Here is a 24,120-nt window from a genome sequence, read left to right on the forward strand (position 1 = left end):
GGTTGTCACCGAAGTTCGTCGATGATCGCGGCGAGCGTCGCCGAACCGATCGGCGTCGGCTGGTACAGGCAGACCGTGTCGGAGATCCCGTCGACGCGGTCCCGAATATACGCCGCGATTTCGGCGGGTGTGCCGCACGCCGCCAGGGTGTGCATGATCTCGTCGGAGATCAAACCGCCCATCTGCTGCCAGCGCCCCTGCTTAGACATCGCATTGAGTTCGGGCTGCAGGTCCTCCCAGCCGTGTGCGGCCAGCACCGGCCGATACGCCGGGGTGGACCCGTAGAACGCCAGCAACCGCCGGGTGGCCGCGGCGGCCGAGTCCGTGTCGCCCGCAGACACGATGATCTCGGGAATGATGACGAAGTCCTCCGGCCGCCGGCCGCCTGCCTGCAACCCGGCGCGCACCGCCGGCATCGTGGACTCGCGCAGGAACTGCTTGGACCCGAACGGCATCACCAGGAGACCGTCGGCGTGCTCGGCGGTGGCGCGGGTCAACCTCGGCCCCAGTGCACCCACGTAGATCGGCGGCGGACCGTAGGGGTTCGCGCCGGGATTGAACGTGGGCGTCATCAGCGTGTGGCGGTAATACTCGCCGCGAAAGTCCAAGCGGCCGCCGAAGTTCCATGACTCGAAGATCGCGCGCAAGGCACCGATCAGTTCGGTCATGCGGGCGACGGGGTTGTCGAATTGAGCCCCGAACCGCTTCTCGATCTGCGGCCGGATCTGGGTGCCGAGACCTAGAAAAAACCGTCCGCCGCTCAGCAGCTGGTGATCGTTGGCCTGATGGGCCAGGTGTATCGGGTTACGCGGAAACGCGATCGCCACATTCGTCATCAGGTCCAGGCCGCCTACCGTGGCCGCCAGCGTCAACGGCGCGAACACGTCGTGCGGCCCTTCGAAGGTGGCAACGCCGCTGGCACCGGCGTCGCGCAGTTCCCGCGCGCGCTCGGCGGCATCGGTGAGCCCGTACAAAGCGGTGAAGACTTTAACGGGCCCAGGCTACTCAACAGCCCCCTAATCGCGGCCCGATGCCCATCAAAGCCCACACCCAACCGGCGAAATGCGGTTCACTGTAGGGCGTGACAAACCCGCCGTGGATTGTCGACGTTGCGGTGGTGGGCGCCGGCTTTGCCGGACTAGCCGCGGCCCGCGACCTCAAACAGCAAGGCTACGACGTGCTGGTGTTCGAGGGTCGCGACCGAGTGGGCGGACGCTCCTTTACCGGCAGCGTCGCCGGCTTGCCCGTCGATATGGGTGCCGCCTTCGTCGGTCCGACCCAAGACGCCGTCCTGGCCCTGGCGGCCGACCTGCAGGTCGACACCACGCCGACCTACCACAACGGTCAGAACCTGATCCATTGGCGCGGGTGGGCGCGCCCGTATCGCGGCACCATCCCGAATCTTTCGCTGACCGGCCTGCTCGACATCGCGCGGTTACGTTGGCAATTCGAACGAATCTCCCGGACCGTGCCCTGTGCGGCACCGTGGGATGCGCGCCGCGCCCGCCAGCTGGACGAACTCTCTTTCGGCGAATGGTTGCGCTCGGTACGCGCCACCGCGTCGTCGCGCGCCTTGATGGCCATCATGGCGCGGGTGACGTGGGGGTGCGAACCCGACGAAGTTTCCATGCTGCATGCCGCCCGCTATACCCGCGCCGCCGGCGGCCTGGACCGGCTGCTCGACGTCGAAAACGGGGCCCAGCAGGACCGGTTCCCCGGGGGCACCCAGCAGATCGCCGAGGCCGCGGCGGCCGAACTGGGGGAAGCCGTGTTACTGAACGCGCCGGTGCGGCGCATCGACCGGCATGGTGCGGGGGTCACGATCACCTCCGACCGGGGCCAGGCCGACGCCGGATTCGTCATCGTCGCGATCCCGCCGGCCCACCGCATGTCCATCGAGTTCACTCCCCCGTTGCCCAGCGAGTACGAGCAGCTCGCCACGCACTGGCCACAGGGCCGGCTCAGTAAGGCGTACGCCGCCTACCCGACACCGTTCTGGCGGGCCAACGGCTTCTCCGGCATGGCACTGTCCGACCAGGGCCCGGTGTTCATCACCTTCGACGTCAGCCCGCAGGCCGACGGGCCGGGGATCCTGATGGGCTTCGCCGACGCCCGCGCCTTCGACTCGCTTCCCGACGAGCAGCGCCGCCGCGACTCCCTGCGCTGCTTCGCGTCGTTGTTCGGCGACGATGCGCTCAAGCCCCTCGACTATGTCGATTATCGTTGGGGCGCAGAGGAATTCGCGCCAGGAGGCCCGACAGCCGCGGTGCCGCCGGGATCGTGGACCAGGTACGGGCAGTGGTTACGTGAACCGGTCGGACCGATTCACTGGGCCGGCACCGAGACCGCCGAGGAATGGACCGGTTACCTCGACGGCGCCGTCAGGTCCGGCCAGCGCGCGGCCGCCGAGGTGTCTGAACTGCTGTGAGGGCCGCTACGAGCTGATCCGCCGAATGTGCGGATGCCCGCTCATCGATTCGGCCAGTGCCCTCAGCTGGCGGTTCACCTCGTCGGGTTGCTCCAGCATCGAGCAGTGGCCGCCGGGCAGTTCGACCAGGCCGACGACGTTGGGCGCGGTGCGGGCGATCCGACGCGACTGGCTGATCGGGGTCAGCCGGTCGCGTTCGCTGCCGATGACCAACGTCGGCACCGTCAGTCCGTCCAGGCTGAGATACCGCGCGCCCAGGGACTCGACGAGCATCCTGGCGCAGCCGCCACGGCCCGCGGGCGGTGTCTGCGCGAAAAGCTCGTAGATCAGCCGCGCCGCACTGGGATCCGCATCGGCCGCAACCGCCAGCATGGCCACCACATAGCGGCTGGGCAACTGAGCCACGGCCGGGAGGGGGAACCCGCCGAAGACGCTGACCAGACCCCGTCCGGCCAGCACCCGCGCCGGCGACAGCTCTCGCGGAACCGACAAGAAGCGCACCTTGCGCAGCAGATCACCGGTGGTGGTGTTGATCAGCGCGACGCCGTCGGCGCGCCCGCGAACCTTGTCGCGGTAGTACTGCGACCAGGCGGCGATGGTGATACCGCCCATCGAGTGTCCGGCCAGCACGGCCCGCTCACCCGGGGCCAGCGTCGCCTCCAGCACCGAATCCAGATCGGACGCAAGGAGTTCGAGGCTGTAACCGCCTCGCTTCGGGATACCACTTCGCCCGTGGCCGCGGTGGTCGAACGCGATGACTCGGTAGTCGGCGGAAAGGTCGGCGATCTGGTACGCCCAGGCACGGATGGCGCAGGTGATGCCGTGCGTCAGCACAATCGGGTAGCCATCCGGCGGCCCGTAAACCTCGGTGTGCAGCGAGGTGCCGTCGGTTGCGCGGACAGTCAGCGTGTGATCAGGGATGAGGGGGCCGGGCACCAGGGCTTTGGTGGGGATTGGTATGCCACCCCGGCTTGGCTGTCGAGCATCCATCATCGCTCCCCCCTCGAACACGGCCCCGTTGCCCGTTCTCCGGATGTTCGCGAGTTTAACCCCAAATCAACCACAAACTCTGAGAATCGCCAGAGGAAACAATGCGGATTCCGGCACGGCCGTGCAACATGACACCCGTGTCCCCGATTTCGCGTCGGGAGTTCTTGACGGCTACGGCGGGCGCGCTGGCGGCCGGCTGCGCGTCGGGGAGTCCGAGTCGGCCCGACAGCAAGTCGGTCCTGGTCATCGGTGCCGGGATGGCGGGTTTGGCGGCCGCGCGCCGGCTTTCCGATGCGGGCTGGCCGGTGCGGTTGATCGAAGCCCGCGCCCGCATCGGTGGCCGCGTGTACACCAACCGCGACTGGGGCGTGCCGCTGGAAATGGGCGCGTCCTGGATCCACGGCACGACAGGCAATCCGCTGACGGAGTTGGCGCAACAAGCCGGGGTCCAGACCGTTCCGACCGCCTACTACGACTCGACGACGCTGGCGGTTGATCCGCGACTGCGGCCGATGGACTACCACGAAACCGACTGGCGCGAGTTCGTGGCACGGGCCCGCGACGGGGTCGACGGCGGCAGCCTGGGTTCTGCCGTCAGCGCAGCGGCGACACGCGAACAGCTTTCCGACAACCAGCGCGCCCAGCTGGCCTTCTACCTCAGGACCGAAATCGCGGACGAATACGCCGCCGATGCCGACCAGCTCTCCGCCACGACATTCGACGAGGGGACGTACACCCGCGGCGACCAGGTCATCATCCCTGGCGGCTACGACGCCCTGCCGAAGATGCTCGCCAACGGCCTGCACATCGCGCTCAACACGCCGGTGACGGCGATCGCGCACCGAGCAGACTCCGTCGTGGTGCGGTCCGCCAACCAATCGTTCGAGGGAACCGCCGCAATCGTCACCGTGCCCCTCGGAGTGCTGAAATCCGGTGCGATCAGGTTCGATCCGCCTCTCCCCGACGGACACGCGCGTGCGGTGCGTGCGCTCGGTTTCGGGGTGCTGTCCAAGAGCTACTTCCGCTTCGACCGCCGAACGTGGAACGCGCAGAATACTTTTTACCAATTCATCGGCAACGAACCGGGGTTGTGGGCGCAGTGGTTCACCATGCCGGTTGCCGCCGGACCGATCGTGGTGGCTTTCAACGCCGGCGAGGGGGGCCGCTCGGTCGAGTCGTCCTCCGCGCAGGAAGTGATGGCCGGCGCGGTGCCCGTTGCCCGGCAACTGTTCGGCGACGACGTCGCCGTGCTCGGAGTCACGACGTCGAGCTGGACCACCGATCCGTATGCGCTCGGCACGTATTCGTTCCACGCGCCCGGCTCCGGTCTGGGTGACCGGCGCCGGCTGCAGGAGCCGATCACCGACCGGTTGTACTTGGCGGGTGAGGCCGTCGGCGCGGACAACCCGGCCACCGTGCACGGCGCCGTGCTCAGCGGACGATACGCTGCCGACCAACTGATGCGGCGGCTGTCACGCTGAAGCACTGTGCGTGGTTTGAAGTCTCGCGCGCCGAACCGGTTCACGCGACGAATCGGCCATATCGACTGGGGCACTGATCAATTCAGTGCTGACGCTCCAAAGCCTTGGCGCAGGCATCAAGGATCGCGAGGAAGCTGGATCGGAGCACCGGACGGCTCACCGCTTCCAGCAGCTTGCCTCCCGCCCACACCGGGTGGGTGTAGTTGGTCAGCCAGTCCACGCGCGTGCCGTCGCCGGACTCGGTGAAGGTCAAAGTGCCGCCCTCGTGATTGAACGGAGGAAACGAGCGCACGATGAGGTACGTGTAGCTGCGCGGCCGGTCGTAGGCCGTGATGTCTTCCCGGAACCAGGTACCCGCACCGGTCACTTCCCGCACCACGCCCGCGCCGGGACCCGGCGACCCTTTCGCATAACCGGCCCGGAAAACCAATGGGGCGGCGGCCAAGTTGGCCGGGTCGGCCAGCCAATCGAAGACCTCTTCCACAGGGGCTGCAATGGTGCGCTCCAAGTGAATCTCAACCATCACGCAACCCTAACGTTCCGGACTGGTCTGCGACCTGGCCGCCTTTGCCGCCGCGCGCAGGCTGCGGTTGGTGGATCGCAGGTCGGCATTGTCGTCTTCCAGGTCGAGAATGCGGGCGATGCCGGCCAGGTTGATTCCGGCGTCGACCAGTTCACTGATGCGTTGCAGCCGGGCCAAGTCGTCGGCACTGTAGCGCCGGGTTCCTCCGTCGCTTCGAGCGGGCGTGAGCAGTCCGTAACGTTCGTACAGGCGCAGCGATTGCACCGGGATGCCGGACAACTCGGCGGCTACCGAGATGCCGTACACCCCGCGGTCGGAGGCCGGCCCAGCGCTGGCGTCCATACGATCGGTCATCGGTTTTCTCCTGAAGTGCTTACAGAAAACCTGTTTACCACACTTGCGCTGTAATGTCGACAGTGGTATAAGAAATCTATGCCATTGGACATAGGTAATGGCTCCCGACGAGACAGAGATTGGAGTGAAAGGTGACCGCCATGTTGATGCGTACTGACCCGTTCCGTGAGCTGGACCGTTTCGCCCAACAGGTGCTGGGCACGGCGGCCCGCCCGGCAGGGATGCTGATGGACGCCTGGCGCGAAGGCGAGAAATTCGTTGTCGAGTTCGACCTGCCCGGCATCAACGTCGACTCGCTGGACATCGACATCGAACGCAATGTGGTGACCGTGCGCGCCGAGCGCCCCGGGCTCGACCCCAACCGGGAGATGCTGGCCACCGAACGGCCGCGCGGAGTGTTCAGCCGCCAGCTGGTGCTCGGTGAAAACCTCGACACCGAGAAGATCCAGGCCGCCTACAACGAAGGCGTGCTGCGACTGACCATCCCAGTAGCCGAAAAGGCCAAGCCGCGCAAGATTTCTGTCGACCGCGGCAACGGTCACCAGGCGATCGGCGAGCACGCCCAGAAGCGGGAGGTCATAGACGCCTGATCGCGCGGATTGGCAACGCGGCGGCCGCGATCGGCAGGACGGTCACGGCCGCCGCATTCCGAAGAGGAAGGATCCGCGATGAGCTATGAACTCAACGGCCAGTCGGCCGATGTCGAGCAAGCATTGGCCGGCGGGTCTCCACAGCGAGTCGGCTGGTTCCGGTTCTACTTCGCCGACCAGCGATGGGAATGGTCCGAGCAGGTGCAACGGATGCACGGCTATGAGCCGGGCAGCGTCACCCCGACCACCGAACTGGTTCTGGCCCACAAGCATCCGGACGACCGAGACAGAGTCGCCGCCACGATCGACGAAATTCTGCACACCAACCGAGCCTTCAGTACGCGTCATCGCATCATCGACACGCGCGGAAATGTGCATCACGTCGTCGTGGTCGGTGACCCGCTGTATGACCGCGAAGACGGTCACCACGGCGACCGGTCGATTGCGGGGACACAAGGTTTCTACATCGACGTCTCCCCGTTGCCCGAACAGGCGAACGAGGATCTCGTCACCGCAAAACTGAGCGAGATCGCGGCCAACCGGGCCGGCATCGAACAGGCCAAGGGCATGCTGATGCTGATTTACGGCATCGACGACGAATCGGCTTTCAATGTGCTCAAACGGCTCTCGCAGGAGACCAACGTCAGGTTGCGACCGCTCGCCGAACAGATCGCCGAAGATTTTCGCGCAGCCGGCCCGGGCACGATCTCCCAATCAGCATTCGATCATCTGCTGGTGACCGCCCATTTGCGTGCCCGGCGGTGAAAGTCGTTGCCCGTCAACAGCTCTTCGACGTGCTGAACGGCTTCGGGAAGCGAATTGACGACGGGTAAGCCGGTATCGGTGAAAACCCGCATCAGCTGCCGCAGGGCGCTGCCGGCCACCACGCAGAACGGCTGACCCGGCCGACCTGTTGCAAGCAGCGCCCGGAAACCGGAAACACCCAGAAATTCCAGGTGACTGACATCGAGAATCAACGGCACCTTGAGCTGGGCAAAATGGGCGATGGCCTGGGCGACAAGTTTGGAATTGGCGGCGTCGATTTCGCCTTCCATGCGCAACACGATGCCCGGCCCGCACTGGTCGGCGGTCAATTGCGCTCCCGCGCAGTCGACCACGCAGCGCCGATGATTGCAGCGCTGCGTCGGGTCCATCTCCGGAAGCGCAGTCATGTCATACCCCTGGGTGAAAGCTTAGCGCCATTGCGGCAAGGCGACATCAATCGCAAATAGTGGCGTCACCGATGGAAACGTGTAATTCCTCTGTGGAGCAGTGTATTTCGGATATACCGTCATACGCTGAGCCAGCAGCTCTTCGTTTCATGGACCTGCAGTCGTTATCGATTTCGCTTTTCGTCCCGGCCACGCCCCAACCCTTGGCACAAGCGATGATTCGATACTTCGCATCGGGCACAATCTTGTCCGAAATACGAAGGGCTGCGCGCGGCAGAGTAATCCACGACCTGCACCGGCATACCTTGAGACGGTGCGTGATGAACCGCAGTTGCGACCGCAGCAATGGTCGCGGGTGGGGGCCTTCCGCTACGTCGTCAGGGACGACCGCTGGGAATGGTCTGACGAGGTCGCGCATCTGCACGGCTATGAACCTGGCACGGTCGCGCCCACCACCGAACTAGTCCTCGCGCACAAACATCCCGACGACAGGGCGACGGTCGCCGACCTGATCGAACAGGTGCGCCGGCACGGGATTCCATTCAGCAGCCGGCACCGGCTCATCGATACGCGCGGCGTCGAGCACGTGGTCATCGTGGTGGGCGATCCGTGGTACGACGACGATGGGCCGGCTGGTATTTCCGGCTTCTATGTCGACATCACCGAACAGCTGAACACCGACGTGCAGGATCGACTGACCGAAGCGGTAGCGGCAATCAACGCGCGACAGAGCGTGATCAATCAGGCGATCGGCATGCTGATGCTGCGGTACGGCATCAACGCCGACGCCGCATTCGAGCTGTTGTCGAAGCTGTCTCAGGACTCGAACATCAAGCTGCGGACCATCGCCGAGCGCGTGGTCGCCTCGCCCGGCGCACGTGATGCGATGCTGCAGTACGTGGATGGCATCCGTCCGAAAACCGTCGCGCAACGAGTGCGACAGCGGTTCAACGCATAGCTGCCGATCATCCCGATCATTGCTTGAGCGTGGTATGCGGACTCTGACCGTAGGTCTGCCGGTATAGCACCGCGAACCGGCCGGTGTGTGCGAAGCCCCAGCGCTGTGCGATCTCGGTAACGGTGACCTGAGACCGGTTGCCCGCCAACAAGTCTTGATGGGCGCAATGTAACCGGACTCGACGCACGTATTCGGTGGGCGTGGTGTCGAGCTGCTGGCGGAAGAGGTACTGCACCGCTCGCGGCGTGAGATGCACCGCGGCCGCAATGTCATTGACGCTCAAGTCGCCGGCAGCATGGCCGTGGATGTATGCCACCGCGTCTTTCAACGTTTCGGGCACCTCCGGGTCGCTCAGCAGATCCCGCTCTGCAGTCACAGTGGACGGGTAACACTCGAGCAGTGCGGTGGCCAGCAACGGGGCCGCTGCCGCCGCGAGCAGCGGTTGCCCGACGGTGTCCGGGGACGCGAACGTAGCTGTCACGTAGTCCAGCGCTCGATGCCAACCGCGCACGGCGGCGCGGGAGCGTGGACGCCGCCCGGCGAACCGGATCTGCTGCGGCAATGGCGCCGGTCCCTCCGCGGCGACCCTGTGCAGCACATCCGCGGCGATGGTCACCACATCGAAGCGCGCGGTGTTGACGTGCAGCCCGCAGGGCATCCCGTGCGCGACCAGCACCGGGAAGTCGGGTGCCAGCGGCTTTTCCCCCGTCACGGTCAACGAACCCGCGCGAGGCTGGATCACGATGACCGATTCGTCCGCTGAAATCTCGCAGTCGATTCGAGCTTGAATGAGAACTTCGTCAATGGTCATCGAGCGCGTTTCGCACCGCCGGTGCGTGACGGCCGCGCCCTTGCCGAGCCGGTTGATCCCCCAGCCCGGGGCATAGGCACCGGCAAAGAAGCGTCGCATGGCGTCCGGGTGGCTGGTCCGGAATTGCGCGTACCCGACCGCGGCGGGAACCTGTTGTTCGTCGGGGCAGCAATCCTGAGGACGGCGACTGGCCCTGCCGTCGCCATCCACCGTTTCGGGTAGCCATTCGGCTGCGCCGATGAGCACTTCGGGCGCTGGGTTCACGGTGAGGCGTGTCATGGTCTTTGCGATCGACATCGGGGTTGCTACGAGCCTACACAGCAGTAACCACACCCACACCGTTGCCGGGTCGCACATACGGCGAAGTCAGTCGCCGATAGATTGTGAGCGATTCCAGGGCCATCCGGTCCCAGGCGAAGCGGGAGGACGCGCGATTCCGGCCCGCGGCACCCATGCTCTGACACTGAAACTGCTGTGTGGGAAGGCTTCTCAGCGCACCGACCAATTCGGCGGGACGTTGCGCGGACAACACCAGCCCGGTCACGCCATGCACAACGATGTCACTGAGCGCACCGACGGGCAGCGCGACCACCGCCAGTCCACTGGCCATGGCCTGCAACACCGTCGTCGCGCGCGCCGGCACACGCGGTGTGCAGGCAAGCACATCGGCGGATCGCAGCAACTTCGGCAACTGGTCGCCGGTGACCGCTCCCTCGAAGTGGACCCGGTCGGCCACCCCCAGCCTTGCGGCGAGTTGTTCCAGATCGGTTCGGGCCTGGTCGTGACGGTCGCAGGTAGCGTCGGTTTCCGCGACAACCAGCTCGGTCGCGGGAATTCGGGACAGCGCGCGAATCGCTATGTCGAACCCGTTGCACGGCAACGGGTTCGGGGCAACATTCAGAACCCGGTGCAAATCGCCACGGGGAAGCGCCGCTCCGACCGGTGAATACCGATCGACGTCGACGCCCTCCACCAGAACCGACAACCGTGCCCGGCTGTGGCGCAACTTGGCCAGCGCGGCGACGTCGGCGTTGCTCTCACCGGTGACCCACGCTGCGTTGCGCGCCAATAGCGGCTCGATGCGTTCGCGCTCGGTGTCGTCGTCCGGCCAGTCGGGCGAGTCCGAACCCGATGTCCGCGACGTCGAGGCCAGGCCCCGGAAGGTCTGGACTACCGGTAGGCCACGCCGCCGTGCGGCCAGCTGGGCGGCCAGGCCGCCCAGCCAGCCGAACGCGTGCACGACATCGGGTTGGTTTGCCGACCACGTTCGCTCCAGGGTGGCCGCCCAGTCGCCGACGTAGGGCAGCAACTCGCGTTCCGCACAGGCCGTCTCCGGACCGACGGACAACGGGATGACTCGGTAATCGTGCTTGGCGCTCTTCCGGATCCGGCGCCGGCCTGGTTGCCGTAGGTAGGCAGTAATGTCTTGCCCTTGAGCCGCCAGTGCGGCAAAGAAATTCCCGAAATCCTCGCCAACCAGGTCGTCGCCGCTGACGATGGAGATCTTCATCGACAACCTCCTTCGGCCCCTCGTCGGCACGCGCGGCGACGCTGCCGAGTCTGATCTACCCGGCGGGCAGCAGCGACGAAACTGCAACCGCCCGGCACTTCGCATCCCGTATGGCAGCGTTTCGCTTGCTGGATACTGCACCAGGCGGTTTCAATCGCCACGCCGATGCCCAGCGGGTGGAAAATGATGGAATGGCGGACGAAGCGCCTGGCTCCCCGGTCGAGCTGATAGCCCTGCTGGCGTCGGCGGGTGGTTTGGCGTCCTTGTCGATCGTCCTCGGTGATCTGCCCAGGAAGTTCCCGGCTGCCATAGTCGTGCAACAACACCTCGGGGGGCGCTCCAGTGTGTTGCCCGGCATTCTGGGCGATCGCACACCGCATCGCGTGCAATGGGCGTCCGACGGACAGGCGGTCGAGCCAGGGCGCGTACTTGTCTGTCCTCCCGGGACGAACATGCAACTCGAGCCGGACGGCTCGTGCACCCTGCACCCGATTCAGGAGCACGGAGAGCGCCGCTTCGACGTGTTGATGACGTCGCTGGCCAGTTCGTATGGAGGGCGAGGTGTCGCCGTGGTGCTGTCGGGATCGGGCCGAGACGGCGCCGACGGCACGGTCGCGATGAAGGATGCCGGCGGGACCGTCATCGCGGAGAGCCCGGACACGGCCGAGTACCCGGATATGCCCAGGGCGGCGGCGAAAGCCGGCGCCCTGGTGCTACCCGTGCGCGAAATCGGCCGCATTCTGGTCGGCCTTGTCGGCGGGGCGCCGCTACCGGCGTCAGGTCGCGTGCCCGCTACCGGGATGCCGCCCGACAGCACCGACGACAGCCCGCGCTCCCGCGCGGAAGCCGCCCGGCTGCGTGCGGCCGAATTGCGGTGCAGACGCGAGGAGCTGGCTGCCGGACTCGGCGCCACGGCGCAAACGGTGGCCGTCGCGCGACGCAGAGCCGAGGAATCGTCGTCCCGCGCGCGACAAGCCCGAAAAGCCGCCGAACTTGCCGCCGGCGGTCGCCACCGACTAGGCGGTGTCCAAAACCTCCATCAGCAGTAGCCCGCCGGCGACGGTTCCATCGTCCGCGCGGAACGAGGAGCACATGACCCGCACCCGGGCCGGACGGCCGCGCCGGTTGATCGCGTCGACGACGGTCTGGCTGGAAGTTTCCGGATCCACGAACGCGTTGCCGATCAACGGCAACACCGTGTCCAGTGGCAAGCCGATATCCAGTGAGGTGAAGCTCTCCCCCGTCGCCTCGTCGGCCCGCAGTCCCCAGAGCTCTTCGCTGCCCCGGTTCCACACCGCCACCTTCATCTCCCGGTCCACCACGACCAAGCCCAGCCGGACCGAATTGACCAGCGAACCGAGGAAAGCCTTGGCGTGGTCCAATTCCAGGCTGCGCTCGCGCAGTGTCTCGTTGATGGTGTGCAGTTCGTCGTTGGTGGACTGCAGCTCCTCGTTCATCGTCTCGAGTTCTTCATTGGTGGACTGCAGCTCCTCGTTGGTGGTCTCGAGTTCCTCGACCGTGGACTGCAATTCCTCGTTGGTGGTCTCGAGTTCTTCGTTGGTGGACTGCAATTCCTCGTAGGCCGTCTCGAGCTGGCGATTGGTCTGTACCACCTTGTCGAGCAGCGCGCGCGTCGCGGTCACGTCGAAGAAGACGATCGAGACACCGAGGAGACCGTTATCGGCGTCGATCAGGGGATTGATGTGGATCTCCAACCACTCCGTCTCCGAGCCCGGTCGCTGCCATTTGACGTCCTGAATGCGCGCCGGACGCCGGTCCACCTTGGCCTGCTCCAGATACGCGCGCAGCTCCACCGGACGATAGGACACCTCGAGATCGCGCAGCAGGCGACCGATATCGCGAGCCGACAACCCGAAGGTGTTCTCCGCCTGCTGGTTGATCATTGCGACGGTGTCCTCGCCGGTTACCACGATCTGGGCCACCGGACTGGCGCGAAACGCCAAGTCCCGCATCGTGGTCAGCCCCGGGAGGTCGCCTTGGTGATCGTAGAGCGTGGCAGCGGGGTCGTATCGGTCAACACTGCCGGTGTGGGTTCCGACCGCCTTGCGGAAGATCCGGTTCTTCAGGTTGAGCGGCGTGAACCGGTCGCTGTGGCTCAACAACATCTCGGCGTGCCCGAGAAAGAGCGTGCCCTGGGGGGCAAGGGCAAAATGCAGGCGTCCCAGCACGTTTCGCTGGGTCTCGGCGTTCAGATACATCAGGGTGTTGCGGCACACCAGCAGGTCGACGCGAGAGATCGGCGCATCCTTGACCAAGTCGTTGCGGCCGAATATGACCGCACGGCGCAGGTCTTTGCGGAACACGTAGCGGCCATTGACCTGCTCGAAATAGCGTGTCAGCAGATCCGGCGGAACCGGCTCGACCGCCCTGGCCTCATAGGACGCCGTGCGCGCCTCGGCGAGGGCATCCTCGTCGATATCCGTGGCATAGATCTTGACCCGCTGCCGGAACTCGTCGGGCCCCAGCGCCTCGGCCAATAGCATGGCCAGGGTGTAGGCCTCCTGCCCGGACGCGCATCCCGCACTCCATACTCGGATCGGATCGCTGGGAGCCCGCTCAGCCAGCAACCTTGGAATCACTTCGGCGCCGACGAACTCCCAAGCCTCCGGATCCCGGAAGAACGCGGTGACGTTGATGAGGATGGTGTTGAACAGCGCCGCGAATTCGTCTGAGCCGGCCTGCAGAGCATCTAAGTACGCCTCGAACGAGGAGTATCCGGCCTGGTCCATCCGGTGACGGACCCGACGCATCAGCGATGTGCGCTTATAGCCGGTGAAGTCGAAGCCGCGGGAATCTCGCATGTAGCGCAGTAGAGCCTCGAAGGCCTCGTCGGTGGTGGTGACGTCCATTGGAGGTCCTATTCGAATAGCGCTTGCCGCGACATTTGAACACTACTCGTGAGGCTAGAACTCGTTCTCGCGACCGACCACCGCCCACACGGTCTTGCCCGACGACGTCGGGGTACTTCCCCATGCTCGGCACAGTGCGGCGACGATGGACAGGCCCGACACCATGTCGGCGCCGCGGGCTTCGTCTTCGTGCCGCGCGGCCGGCTGGCGGCTGGCGTCCTCTACCGCGATGGTGACAGTTTCCTGGTAGCTCTCGACGATCAATACCGGCTCACTGGCGGTGTGCGCCAACACGTTCTCGATGAAAACCGTCGCCACCGTGCCGGCAACCGAAATCAGCCGGGATTGGGCCCAGACGGTCAGCCAGGCGTCGATCAGCTCGCGGGCCTGCCGGACGCTCGACGGGACCGCCGGTAGCCGGGCCCGCGCCCGTCGGCGCGCGTGCACCGACATTTCGGCGACCGCGGCGAGTGCCAGCTCACGCGTGGCGTGTACCGGCACATATCGCGTCACGCCCGCGTCTGCGATGGCCCGGCGAGAGCTCGAGCGTTCGCAGGCCAGCAATATCGGTACGTCGGGCCAGGTACTGACGTGCCAGCGGGCGCTGGTGAACACCGACCACGCTGCCCGTGACGGCACCGAGAGCAGGGTGGCGTCGACAATCACCGCGCGCGGCTCGTCCAGTGCAGCTTTGATGACGGCGTCCCGCAGACCCCGGTACGTGGAACCGTCCAGCACGCCGCTGACTATCAGGATCGATGTCTCGTGCCGGCGCTGGATATCGACCCGGATCGGCGGGCTGGTCTCAATCGCCGGCATCGGTGGGACGTGGGCCGTGCGCGGAAAGCCGGTCGCTCAGCACGGCCAGCGCATGCTCGGTTTCCTCGGCCATGGCGCTGTAACGACGGCGCAGCAGACCGGGACCGACATTGTCAGCGAGTTGCCTGGCGAGCTTTGCCTTTTCTTGCAGGCTGCGCAGCGCTACCCACAATGCGCCCTCGACCTCGCGGTCCCGTGCGGTGAGCAGGGAGTCGGCTGTCCAGGCGTGGCCGACGTGACAGCGAAAGTGGCCCTCACCGATCGAAACAAGTGATCCGTTGCAATCCGGGCAGGTGTAACCCGAAGCAGGACCGAGCTTTTGGGTGTCGAAGTCGGTGGAGAAGCGGGATCTCATCGCGATGCGATTCTCCAATTCCATCGCAGCGTCAGGCTCCATGTCCACCTCCTGTGCTTCTCGTTGCGACAGCTCCTTGAGTACCGCGCCAATGTCGGCCGCGGCAATCTGGCGGTCTAGCATGCCGGCATTCTGGGCGTTGGTGGGCAGCGCTGGGAACAATGCATCTTCGGGCGACTGGCCAATGGTGACACCACCGCGCGAGCGGATCGCCTCCAGCCCCAGCACGCCGTCGTCGAGAACCCCGGACAGCAGCACCCCGACAGCCCGCGGCCCGAAACTCAATGCCACAGAACGAAACAACGCGTTGATCGCCGGCCGATGGCCGTTCTCGGTCGGCCCTTGCGACAGCACCACGCGATGGTCGTCGACCAGCAGATGGTAATCGGGCCTGGCGACGTAGATGCGGGCCGGCTCGAGCTTCGCGTCATGCTCGGCGCTGAGTGCGGGCAACGGCCCCTTACGGTCGAGGATGTGCGCCAGGATGCTGGGAGCACCCGCGGGAATGTGCAGAGTCACCAAGTACGCGTACGGCAGGTCCGGCGACAACCCGGCGACCAGATTCGACAGCGCTTCGACCCCGCCCGCCGAAGCGCCGATGGCCACCACTCCGCGAAGTTCATTTTGTCCGTTGGTCGCCGTGTTCACCACACCCTCGGTTACCCCGTTCCAGCTTAGGCAACCGCACGGTCACTGAATAGGGCGCGCGTGTTCCGGTTTGGCTCGGACGAATGGTGGCTACCCGAAGTGGTCGGACAACCGGCATGGCCAGACAACAAGCAGACAGACAACGTAAGGGGACGAGCCATGGGCGCCGACCAGACTGACGACCCGAAGCAGCGGAATTTGGAGCCCTACCGGGTGCGGCGGGACACCGGATACCTCACCACGCAGCAAGGGGTTCGGGTCGACCACACCGATGATTCGCTGACGGTCGGCGAGCGGGGACCCACGCTGCTCGAGGATTTCCACGCTCGCGAGAAGATCACCCACTTCGACCACGAGCGCATCCCGGAGCGCGTGGTTCATGCGCGTGGTGCGGGCGCCTACGGTTTCTTCGAGCCGTACGACGACTGGCTGGCCGAATACACCGCGGCGAGATTCCTGACGACCTCGGGCACGCAGACTCCGGTGTTCGTTCGGTTTTCGACCGTCGCCGGATCGCGCGGCTCGGCCGACACCGTGCGCGACGTACGCGGGTTTGCGACCAAGTTCTACACCGAGCAAGGCAATTACGACTTGGTGGGCAACAACTTTCCGGTTTTCTTCATCCAGGACGGCATTAAGTTTCCCGACTTCGTGCACGCGGTGAAGCCCGAGCCGCACAACGAGATTCCGCAGGCGCAGTCGGCGCACGACACGTTGTGGGACTTCGTCTCGCTGCAACCGGAGACGCTGCACGCGATCATGTGGCTGATGTCGGATCGCTCGTTACCTCGCAGCTACCGGATGATGCAGGGCTTCGGTGTCCATACCTTCCGGCTGGTAAACGACCGCGGCGAAGGCACTTTCGTGAAGTTCCATTGGAAGCCGCGGCTGGGAACGCATTCGCTGATCTGGGACGAGGTGCAGAAGATCGCCGGCAAGGACCCCGACTACAACCGGCGCGACCTGTGGGAGGCCATCGAGGCCGGCCAGTACCCGGAATGGGAGCTTGGCGTGCAGCTGGTGGCCGAAGCCGACGAGTTCAACTTCGACTTCGATCTGCTCGACGCGACGAAAATCATTCCCGAAGAACAGGTACCGGTGCGGCCCGTCGGAAAGATGGTGCTGAACCGCAACCCGGACAACTTCTTCGCCGAAACCGAGCAGGTGGCGTTTCACACCGCGAACGTGGTTCCCGGCATCGACTTCACCAACGATCCACTGTTGCAGTTCCGCAACTTCTCCTACCTCGACACGCAGTTGATCCGGTTGGGCGGCCCCAACTTCGCGCAATTGCCGGTCAACCGCCCGGTGGCCGAGGTGCGGAACAACCAGCAGGACGGCTACGGGCAGCATGCGATTCCGCAGGGACGGTCCAGCTACTTCAAGAACACGATCGGCGGCGGCTGTCCGGCGCTGGCCGACGAGAACGTCTTCCGCCACTACACGCAGCGACTCGACGGCGAAACGATGCGCAAGCGCGCCAAGTCTTTCGAAAATCACTACAGCCAGGCGCGGATGTTCTGGAAGAGCATGACGGCGGTGGAGGCCGAACACATCGTTGCGGCCTTCGCGTTCGAACTCGGCAAGGTCGAGGTGCCCGACATCCGTAAGGCGGTCGTGGCACAACTCGTTCGCGTGGACCACGATCTGGCCACCCAGGTGGCCGCAAAGCTCGGGCTGCCCGAGCCACCGGAGGAGTCGGTCGATGACTCGGTGCCCGCATCGCCGGCGTTGTCGCAGATCGCAGTCAGCGACACCATCGAGTCGCGCAAGATTGCCGTGCTGGCCGCTGATGGCGTCGATGTCGTTGGGGTGCAGCGGTTCAAGGAATTGATGGATCAGCGGGGCGCCATCGTCGAGGTGTTGGCGCCGGTTGCCGGTGGCAACTTGAGCGGCGGCTCAGGCGGCGAGCTGCCGGTAGACCGGGCATTCACGACGATGGCTTCGGTACTCTACGACGCGGTGGTGGTGGCGTGCGGTCCGCAATCGGTGGCTACCTTGGCCGGCGACGGCTACGCCATGCACTTCGTGACCGAGGCGTACAAGCACCTCAAGCCGATCGGCGCGTTCGGCGCCGGGATCGACCTCCTGCGCGAGGCGCACATCGATGCCCGCCTCGCCGATGACACCGAGGTGGTGAGCGACCAAGCCGTCGTCACGACGGGCGCAGCGGCCGACACCTTGCCGGACCAGTTCGTCGACCGATTCGCCGCGGCCCTCGCCGAGCACCGCTGCTGGGAGCGGCGCACGGATCCGGTGCCGGCCTAAGAGTTGCCGCATCGCGGGTTTGACCCCCTCCGGGCCCGGGCACCCTGGCACCGTTGTCCCATCACAGGAGGTGACGATGCCCAATCCGTCGATCAAGAACGAGAAGATGTACCGGGAACTGCGCAAGCAGGGCGATTCGAAGGAAAAGGCCGCGCGGATTTCCAATGCGACCGCGTCGCGCGGGAAGTCCTCGGTGGGTCGCAAGGGCGGTAAGGCCGGGTCCTACGCGGACTGGACCGTTCCGCAACTGAAGAAGCGAGCCAAAGAGCTTGGGATGTCAGGCTATTCATCGCTGACTAAAGACAAGCTGATCACCAAACTCCGCAATCACTGAGCGGTGATGCCGAGGCGCTGCACCAGCACCAGGAAGGCGACGGCGTAGTCGTTGTCGGCGGTCTTAGCGCTTACCAGCTCCCAGTCCACCAGTTCGCGGATCGCCCGCACCGCCGGCAGCAACTTGGCAAAGTCGCAATGGTGCTCGCCCAGCGATCGCAGCTTTTGGATCAGCACCGTGGTCGGCGGCAGCACCGGCATACCGATCGCCAGTACGTCGCGCTGCTCGGCGCTGTCCAAAGTAGCCTGGTCGACGGACACGCCGTTGACGCGGTATAGCACGTCGACCACCGTGTCCCCGGTGCGCGCCTTGAAAAGCCAGTCCTCCGGCGGGTGCTCGACGGAGAATCCGGCATCTCTGAGCGTGTTCTCGGCGCCGGCAACGTCGGACTCCGCGACCACCAGATCGACATCGTGACACGGTTCGGGTGCGCCGTACGCCCACAGCGCGTAGCTACCGGCAAGCGCGAAGCGGGGCCCGTGCTCTTTCAGTGCCGACGCGGCACCGCGTAACGCCTCTCGCAACGGGGCACAGTACTCCGGCGAATCGGTGGGCGTCTCGATAGTTGCCATCGTGGATAGGTCATACCCCGGCGCCGGGCCGGGCAACCTGGCCGACGTTTCCGCGCTGTTCAACTCGTTCACCCGCGGTTTAAGTGGTTGCGGAATGGGCAATCCGCAGCTATGTCGGCCCCAGCGACCCGGATCTACGACCAGGTTGCCGTCGTAATTCCCGCCTGCAACGAACGATCCCGGCTGCCGGGGTGTTTGCGCGCGGCCTTGACTGCGGCGTTGTGTGTCCCGGTTCCGGTTGTCATCGTGGTGGTGCTGGATGGCAGTGAGGATGGCAGCGCCGAGTTGGCCGGCCGATACGGGCCTGACGTGCACTTCGTCAGCGTCGACGTCCGCAACGTCGGTGCCGCGCGGGCGGTCGGCTTCGGCTACGCCCGCTCACTGCACGGTCAAGGCGCCAAGAGCTGGTACGCCACCACCGACGCCGACAGCCGGGTAGACCCCGGCTGGTTGGTGCATCAGTTGGAGATTGGCGCAGACATGGTCCTGGGCGTGGTGCGGGTTACCGACTGGGGGCACCATTCCGACGACGTTGCCGATCGCTACGAGCGAGCCTACGAAGCGGAGGACGAACACGTTCATGGCGCGAATATGGGTTTCAGTGCCCGGGCTTATTGGCGGGTCGGCGGCTTCCGCACATTGCCTTCGGGCGAGGATGTCGATCTGGTGACTCGATTTGAAGCCGCCGGCTACCACGTGCACCGCGACACCGACTTGTCGGTAATCACCTCCGCGCGCGTCCAGTCCCGGGCGCCGCGCGGATTCGCTCATTGCCTCAGAGAGCTGGGGCGAACAGCTGCGGGAGGTAGCGCGTGACCGCTGGCCTGGTACGGCACTGGCTGGACTCGGGGCGACTGGAGTTGCCACTGCCCGCATCGGGACGTACCGCCGAACGCTGGCAACGCCTGGCGCTGCTGGCCGAGGAGGACATCGTGGCGGCACGCATCGCCGAGGCCCATGTGGATGCAGTCGCGATCCTCGATGAGTTGGGCGGCAAGCCGCCGGAGCCGGGTCAGCTGTGGGCGGTGTGGGCGGCGGAGTCTCCCGACGCGATCCTGAACGCCACCGAGGTCGGCGGGGGCACGTTTGCGCTCAACGGCACGAAGGTGTGGTGTTCGGGCGCCGGCTTCTGCACTCATGCGCTGGTGACCGCCCGGATCGACAATGGGCAACGCGGCCTGTTCGCCGTCACCATCACGGACCCATCCGTCAAGCCGTTGCCAAGCACATGGTGGAATGCCGGAATGGCCGGCAGCGATACCCGGCCGGTCCAGTTCAGCAACGCGCATGCGGTCGCCGTGGGCGACGCCGGCGACTACCTGAACCGGCCCGGCTTCTGGCACGGCGCAATCGGCGTGGCCGCTTGCTGGCTAGGGGGTGCCCGCAGGGTTGCCAACCCGCTGTATCGTTGCGCCAGTAGCGAATCCGCTGACGCGTACTCGCTTGCTCACCTGGGTGCCGTCGATGCCGCGCTTGCCGCCGGCGAGGCGATCCTGGGCTCGGCGGCGGCGCAGATCGACTCCGACCCATTCGACCGGGCCGGCATCGCCCAGCTGGTGGCGCGGCGCGCCCGCACCGTCGTCGAACACGCGGTCGACGAAGCCATCACCCGCACCGGCCGCGCGCTGGGTCCGGGCCCGCTGTGTCAGGACGGCCGGCACGCTCAGCGGGTGGCCGACCTCACCATCTATGTGCGCCAAAGCCATGCCGAGCGGGACTTGGCCGAGCTTGGGCGGCTGGCCGGGCGGCCGTGCTGAGGGGTGCCCCGCGTGCGTGCCCGACGGGTAACAGCGCTCGGTTCGCGGCCACCCCGCTGTCTTCTCCGGGCACCTCGGCGCGCCAGTGGCGGGACGCGCACCACGAGCTTCTTTTGCCGCAGCTAGATCTCGCCGGGTGCCCTGCCCTGGTCCTCGTCGCGCCGCATCCCGACGACGAAACGCTTGGCATGGGAGCCATGGCCGCGCAACTGGCTGCCAGCGGCGTCAAGGTCCTTGTGGTGTCGGTCAGCGACGGAGGTGCGGCACGGCCCGGGACGACGCCGTTGCAGCGGATGGGGCTGGAGTCCACAAGACGTAACGAATTACACAGCGCAACAGCGATTTTGGGCGTCAATTCGGTGGTATCTCTGGGGTTGCCCGACGGGGCGTTAGCGCAACACGAAGATCAGCTCACCGATCTACTGGCCGACATCCTCGCCGGTGTCGCACGCGGGTCCTGGTGTGCCACCAGCTGGCGCGGCGACGGCCATCCCGACCACGAGGCCGTCGGACGTGCGGCGGCCAAAGCATGCGCCGGTACCGGTGCCCAGCTGCTGGAATATCCAATCTGGATGTGGCACTGGGCCGCCCCGCACGATCCCGCGGTACCCTGGGAAACGGCCCACCGGGTGCCGATATCCCGCTGGGCCGTTGAACGCAAACGCCTTGCCGCGCAATGCTTTTGCAGCCAATTCAAAACCGGCGCCGACGGCTCGGCACCGGTGCTGCCGGAGTTTGTGCTAGAGCGGCTGCTCGAAGTGGGAGAGGTGGTATTCCGATGAGCAACCGACTACCCGACTCTTACTTCGACCGGATGTACGCCGGCGACGCAGATCCGTGGCAGCTGTCGTCACGCTGGTACGAAAAGCGCAAATACGCGATCACCATGGCTCTGCTGCCAAATCGCCGCTACCGGCACGCTTTCGAACCCGGGTGCTCAATCGGGACACTGACCGCAATGCTGGCCTTGCGCTGTGATCACATCACGGCGGTGGATGTAGCCGGTGCTGCGGTCAGCGTCGCCAATGAGCGGCTGCGCGCCGCCAGGCTGCGCGGCCAGGTGACCCTGGCGAGGGCCTCGCTGGACGCAGAGTGGCCCCCCGGACCGTTCGACCTGGTGGTGCTCAGCGAGGTCGCCTACTATCTGGACGCCGACACCTTGGCCGCGGTGTTGCGGCGGGAGTGCCCCCGGCTGCTGCCCGGCGCTACCGTCATCGCCGCGCACTGGCGGCACGCGGTACCTGACTATCCGCTCACCGGGGACAAGGCCCACACCATCATCGCGGCCACACCCGGACTGACCTCGATGGGGTGTTACCGCGACAGCGACGTCGTCATCGAGGTTTTCGACACCGGCGACGGGCTTTCGGTGGCCGCCCGCGACGGAGTGCCGGGGGCCCTCGGTTAGCCATGCGGGTGGCGACCTTCAACATCCTGCACGGCCGCACCGTCGGCGACGGGGTGGACCCGGCGCGGCTGCGCGACTGCGTGCGCCGCCTTGATCCCGACATACTCGCCCTGCAAGAAGTGGATTGTGACCAGCCCCGGTCCGAACGGGCCGACCTCACCGCACTCGCGGCCGACGCCATGGGCGCCGTGGCGCACCGGTTCGTGGCCGCGATCTCCGGAACACCGGGGGCCACCTGGATGGCCGCCACCGGCGACGAGCAGCCCGGCACGGCCGCCTACGGGATCGCGCTGCTGTCGCGGTTTCCGGTGGACAGTTGGCAGGTGGTGCGACTGCCGCGAATTCCGTTGCGCTTTCCCATGTATCTGCCCGGACCCAACCGGGTGATGATCGTCGACGAGGAACCGCGGGCAGCGGTCATCGCGCGGCTGCGGACCCCGCTGGGCGCGCTCACGGTGGCAAACACCCATTTGTCGTTCGTGCCCGGCTGGAATAGACGCCAGCTGCGACGGTTGATCCACGACCTGCGCGGCTTCCCGGGCCCGCGACTGTTGACCGGCGATCTCAATCTCACACTTCCGGCGGTGCGCCGCTGGTCGGGCATGCGACCGCTCGCGGTGGCCGCGACCTTTCCCGCGGTCAATCCCGACCGTCAACTCGACCACATCCTGACCGATGACCGCCGTCTGCGCGGCAGTGCCGCCGAGGCCGAGCCGATGTCGATTTCGGATCACCGGCCGCTCGCGGTGGACCTCGAGCGAGTGTGAGCCGCTCAGTCCCTAGATATTCGATGCCAACTCGGCGATGCGAGTGACGTCCAAGTTGTCCAGCAGGTCCTGCGGATCAGCGAATATCGCTGCGGCACCGGCTGTTTGCAACTCTGCGCCGGAAATGCCGCCACTCAACAAGCCGATGCAGCCCAACCCCGCGGCGAGCGCGGCTCGCGCGTCCCAGACGGCATCCCCGACGAACACAGCCTGTTCTGCGGTCACGCCGGCCCGGTCCAATGCGACTTGCATGATGCCGGGTTCTGGCTTGGCGGCATCCACATCGTGCGACGACGTCGTCACCGAGACGACCTCCTCGCAGTTGAGCACCTTGCGCAGCACCTCCAACTCGTCTTCGGGGGCCGAGCTGGCCAGCACGACCTGCAAACCGAGATCGGCTACACGGCGCAGCAAATCGCGTGCGCCGGGCAACGGCGCCAGCAACGAGGTGAGCTCACGGTAGTAGCGGCTGTGCGCGTTGCTGAGCCGCTCTTGCACAGCGTCGGGCGCACTGCCGGACAGGGTGTCGACCAGCTTCGAGCCATCCATACCGATGCTGCGGTGGATGCGCCAAGCCGCAACCGCGATGCCTTCGTCGTCGAAAGCCCGCTGCCAGGCGTGGACATGGAGGTAGTTGGAATCAACGAGCGTTCCGTCGACATCGAACAGGACGGCAGGGACGCCGTGGTTGGGGTTCTGCTGCGGCGCAGGGTCCGCGGCGGGGTGATTCATCGGGTTGCTCGCTTCTGCCTAGGTTTTGTCGCGGGCGCACGGTACAAGCTGCGCCCTAGCCTGCCCCGGCGAGTCGTCTGCGGACCCGCTCGACGTCATCCGGTAACGGCATCGCTTGAGTGATGCGGGTGATCTCCACCCCCACGTCGGCGGCGTCGACCCGTCGCCGGCCGTTGGCGATGAGTTGCCATACGATCGCGGTGATTTCGTCTTCGGAGACTCGGCGCGGCAACAACGCAAACAGCGGCACGTAGCCGGTGACCGGCATGCCCGTCGGCTGACCGGCCCGCAGGAAGGCCACAGCGCTACGTACGCGCTCGACCATGCCCATCGCACAACCTCCCCGAAATCGGCTGAGGCGCAACGAGATTCGTGGTCCAGTCCGGCCGTTCGCGATCCACGATGGGATCGCGAACGGCTAGGACCGGACCCCGTCGAACTACTGGTGGCCTTTTTGACGCTCTTCGGCGGCCTCCGCGCCACCCCGCGCAGATTCAGCCTCGGCCTCTTTCTTGGCCGCATCGCGCTGCGCATCGGCCTTGTCCTGCTGCGCCTGCCCTTCCTTTTTAAGGTCGTCGCTGCCGGTCACGGCTCCGCCGACCTCCTTGACCTTGCCCTTGACGCCCTCGACGACTCCCGAGACGCCCTCGGCCGGGCCGCTCTTGTCATCTCCCATGGGTTTGTCCTCCCTCGTGGTATCGAGCTTGTATTCGTTGGCCGCTGTTTCCGGCACAGTGCGGCCGATATCGAATCGGTCGCAGGTACCGACTTCC

At 65.9% G+C, this 24,120-nt stretch carries 27 protein-coding genes; 13 read left to right on the plus strand and 14 right to left on the minus strand.

All coding sequences use genetic code 11. From position 1 onward, the window contains the following. Positions 1–5: 5 nt before the first annotated feature. A complete protein-coding gene (locus A9W99_RS17255) occupies positions 6–974 on the minus strand; it encodes a TIGR03617 family F420-dependent LLM class oxidoreductase (protein WP_067380474.1) in 969 nt (322 codons plus the stop codon). A gap of 107 nt (positions 975–1,081) precedes the next feature. On the opposite strand from A9W99_RS17255, the gene A9W99_RS17260 reads away from it, so the two are divergent. Further along, positions 1,082–2,428 (plus strand): flavin monoamine oxidase family protein, encoded by a 1,347-nt coding sequence (locus tag A9W99_RS17260; RefSeq protein WP_067380477.1) that lies wholly within the window; start codon positions 1,082–1,084, stop codon positions 2,426–2,428. Between the two features lie 6 nt (positions 2,429–2,434). Here the strand turns inward: A9W99_RS17260 and A9W99_RS17265 are convergent, their stop codons facing one another. Then, positions 2,435–3,418 carry an alpha/beta fold hydrolase gene (locus tag A9W99_RS17265; RefSeq protein ID WP_067380907.1) on the minus strand — a complete coding sequence of 328 codons (984 nt, stop codon included), beginning with the start codon at positions 3,416–3,418 and terminating at the stop codon, positions 2,435–2,437. 137 nt (positions 3,419–3,555) lie between these two features. Between A9W99_RS17265 and A9W99_RS17270 the strand changes: the two genes are divergently transcribed. Beyond that, positions 3,556–4,899, plus strand: a complete 1,344-nt coding sequence (locus tag A9W99_RS17270) for an NAD(P)/FAD-dependent oxidoreductase (protein ID WP_067380910.1) — start codon at positions 3,556–3,558, stop codon at positions 4,897–4,899. A gap of 82 nt (positions 4,900–4,981) precedes the next feature. Here the strand turns inward: A9W99_RS17270 and A9W99_RS17275 are convergent, their stop codons facing one another. After that, a complete protein-coding gene (locus A9W99_RS17275) occupies positions 4,982–5,422 on the minus strand; it encodes an SRPBCC family protein (protein WP_067380480.1) in 441 nt (146 codons plus the stop codon). Positions 5,423–5,431: 9 nt separating this feature from the next. Then, a complete protein-coding gene (locus A9W99_RS17280) occupies positions 5,432–5,776 on the minus strand; it encodes a helix-turn-helix transcriptional regulator (protein WP_067380483.1) in 345 nt (114 codons plus the stop codon). A 140-nt stretch (positions 5,777–5,916) separates the two neighbouring features. Between A9W99_RS17280 and A9W99_RS17285 the strand changes: the two genes are divergently transcribed. Next, the gene (locus tag A9W99_RS17285; protein ID WP_067380486.1) at positions 5,917–6,366 is read left to right on the plus strand and encodes an Hsp20/alpha crystallin family protein; all 450 of its coding nucleotides are present in this window, start codon (positions 5,917–5,919) and stop codon (positions 6,364–6,366) included. Between the two features lie 78 nt (positions 6,367–6,444). Further along, positions 6,445–7,131 carry a PAS and ANTAR domain-containing protein gene (locus tag A9W99_RS17290; protein WP_067380490.1) on the plus strand — a complete coding sequence of 229 codons (687 nt, stop codon included), beginning with the start codon at positions 6,445–6,447 and terminating at the stop codon, positions 7,129–7,131. On the opposite strand, the gene A9W99_RS17295 is transcribed toward A9W99_RS17290, so the two are convergent. Then, a complete protein-coding gene (locus A9W99_RS17295; protein WP_067380493.1) occupies positions 7,092–7,538 on the minus strand; it encodes an STAS domain-containing protein in 447 nt (148 codons plus the stop codon). The genes A9W99_RS17290 and A9W99_RS17295 overlap by 40 nt on opposite strands. A 313-nt stretch (positions 7,539–7,851) precedes the next feature. Here A9W99_RS17295 and A9W99_RS17300 point away from each other — a divergent pair, with 313 nt between their 5' ends. Further along, a complete protein-coding gene (locus A9W99_RS17300) occupies positions 7,852–8,496 on the plus strand; it encodes a PAS and ANTAR domain-containing protein (RefSeq protein ID WP_067380511.1) in 645 nt (214 codons plus the stop codon). A 16-nt stretch (positions 8,497–8,512) separates the two neighbouring features. Here A9W99_RS17300 and A9W99_RS17305 read toward each other — a convergent pair whose 3' ends face one another. Together A9W99_RS17305 and A9W99_RS17310 are read right to left on the minus strand one after the other, a co-directional pair. After that, the gene (locus A9W99_RS17305; RefSeq protein WP_253869993.1) at positions 8,513–9,406 is read right to left on the minus strand and encodes a helix-turn-helix transcriptional regulator; all 894 of its coding nucleotides are present in this window, start codon (positions 9,404–9,406) and stop codon (positions 8,513–8,515) included. A gap of 214 nt (positions 9,407–9,620) precedes the next feature. Beyond that, positions 9,621–10,817: a glycosyltransferase gene (locus tag A9W99_RS17310; protein WP_067380513.1), complete on the minus strand. Its 1,197-nt coding sequence runs from the start codon at positions 10,815–10,817 to the stop codon at positions 9,621–9,623. Positions 10,818–11,008: 191 nt separating this feature from the next. On the opposite strand from A9W99_RS17310, the gene A9W99_RS17315 reads away from it, so the two are divergent. Next, complete coding sequence (locus tag A9W99_RS17315) at positions 11,009–11,866, plus strand: chemotaxis protein CheB (protein ID WP_067380915.1); 858 nt, start codon at positions 11,009–11,011, stop codon at positions 11,864–11,866. On the opposite strand, the gene A9W99_RS17320 is transcribed toward A9W99_RS17315, so the two are convergent. From A9W99_RS17320 to A9W99_RS17330, 3 genes are read right to left on the minus strand one after another with little or no spacing between them, the layout of a single operon-like run. Then, positions 11,834–13,687: a CheR family methyltransferase gene (locus tag A9W99_RS17320; protein WP_067380515.1), complete on the minus strand. Its 1,854-nt coding sequence runs from the start codon at positions 13,685–13,687 to the stop codon at positions 11,834–11,836. The two genes, A9W99_RS17315 and A9W99_RS17320, sit on opposite strands and share 33 nt — an antisense overlap. Positions 13,688–13,741: 54 nt before the next feature. Beyond that, the gene (locus A9W99_RS17325; RefSeq protein WP_067380517.1) at positions 13,742–14,506 is read right to left on the minus strand and encodes a sulfate transporter; all 765 of its coding nucleotides are present in this window, start codon (positions 14,504–14,506) and stop codon (positions 13,742–13,744) included. After that, a complete protein-coding gene (locus tag A9W99_RS17330) occupies positions 14,493–15,512 on the minus strand; it encodes a chemotaxis protein CheB (RefSeq protein ID WP_067380519.1) in 1,020 nt (339 codons plus the stop codon). Before A9W99_RS17330 ends, A9W99_RS17325 begins: the two co-directional genes overlap by 14 nt. A 156-nt stretch (positions 15,513–15,668) precedes the next feature. On the opposite strand from A9W99_RS17330, the gene A9W99_RS17335 reads away from it, so the two are divergent. After that, positions 15,669–17,777: a catalase gene (locus A9W99_RS17335; RefSeq protein ID WP_067380918.1), complete on the plus strand. Its 2,109-nt coding sequence runs from the start codon at positions 15,669–15,671 to the stop codon at positions 17,775–17,777. A gap of 76 nt (positions 17,778–17,853) precedes the next feature. Then, on the plus strand, positions 17,854–18,111 hold the full coding sequence (locus A9W99_RS17340) for a Rho termination factor (protein ID WP_067380921.1): 258 nt from the start codon (positions 17,854–17,856) through the stop codon (positions 18,109–18,111). On the opposite strand, the gene A9W99_RS17345 is transcribed toward A9W99_RS17340, so the two are convergent. Then, a complete protein-coding gene (locus A9W99_RS17345) occupies positions 18,105–18,683 on the minus strand; it encodes a nucleotidyltransferase (protein WP_067380924.1) in 579 nt (192 codons plus the stop codon). The genes A9W99_RS17340 and A9W99_RS17345 overlap by 7 nt on opposite strands. Before the next feature lie 111 nt (positions 18,684–18,794). Here A9W99_RS17345 and A9W99_RS17350 point away from each other — a divergent pair, with 111 nt between their 5' ends. From A9W99_RS17350 to A9W99_RS17370, 5 genes are read left to right on the plus strand one after another with little or no spacing between them, the layout of a single operon-like run. Further along, complete coding sequence (locus A9W99_RS17350; protein ID WP_067380520.1) at positions 18,795–19,499, plus strand: glycosyltransferase family 2 protein; 705 nt, start codon at positions 18,795–18,797, stop codon at positions 19,497–19,499. Then, positions 19,496–20,440 (plus strand): acyl-CoA dehydrogenase, encoded by a 945-nt coding sequence (locus A9W99_RS17355; RefSeq protein WP_067380523.1) that lies wholly within the window; start codon positions 19,496–19,498, stop codon positions 20,438–20,440. Before A9W99_RS17350 ends, A9W99_RS17355 begins: the two co-directional genes overlap by 4 nt. Continuing rightward, on the plus strand, positions 20,437–21,222 hold the full coding sequence (locus A9W99_RS17360) for a PIG-L deacetylase family protein (protein WP_067380927.1): 786 nt from the start codon (positions 20,437–20,439) through the stop codon (positions 21,220–21,222). Before A9W99_RS17355 ends, A9W99_RS17360 begins: the two co-directional genes overlap by 4 nt. Next, positions 21,219–21,848: an SAM-dependent methyltransferase gene (locus A9W99_RS17365; protein WP_067380525.1), complete on the plus strand. Its 630-nt coding sequence runs from the start codon at positions 21,219–21,221 to the stop codon at positions 21,846–21,848. Before A9W99_RS17360 ends, A9W99_RS17365 begins: the two co-directional genes overlap by 4 nt. A 2-nt stretch (positions 21,849–21,850) precedes the next feature. Continuing rightward, positions 21,851–22,615: an endonuclease/exonuclease/phosphatase family protein gene (locus tag A9W99_RS17370; RefSeq protein ID WP_067380527.1), complete on the plus strand. Its 765-nt coding sequence runs from the start codon at positions 21,851–21,853 to the stop codon at positions 22,613–22,615. 12 nt (positions 22,616–22,627) lie between these two features. Here the strand turns inward: A9W99_RS17370 and A9W99_RS17375 are convergent, their stop codons facing one another. The 3 genes from A9W99_RS17375 to A9W99_RS17385 form a co-directional block, all read right to left on the minus strand. Next, positions 22,628–23,347: an HAD family hydrolase gene (locus tag A9W99_RS17375; RefSeq protein ID WP_067380529.1), complete on the minus strand. Its 720-nt coding sequence runs from the start codon at positions 23,345–23,347 to the stop codon at positions 22,628–22,630. Between the two features lie 55 nt (positions 23,348–23,402). Then, positions 23,403–23,678, minus strand: a complete 276-nt coding sequence (locus A9W99_RS17380; protein WP_067380531.1) for a DUF3349 domain-containing protein — start codon at positions 23,676–23,678, stop codon at positions 23,403–23,405. Between the two features lie 108 nt (positions 23,679–23,786). Further along, complete coding sequence (locus A9W99_RS17385) at positions 23,787–24,023, minus strand: general stress protein CsbD (RefSeq protein WP_067380930.1); 237 nt, start codon at positions 24,021–24,023, stop codon at positions 23,787–23,789. Positions 24,024–24,120: the final 97 nt, after the last annotated feature.

The sequence above is a fragment of the Mycobacterium sp. 1164966.3 genome (assembly GCF_001665395.1).
Classification (GTDB): domain Bacteria; phylum Actinomycetota; class Actinomycetes; order Mycobacteriales; family Mycobacteriaceae; genus Mycobacterium.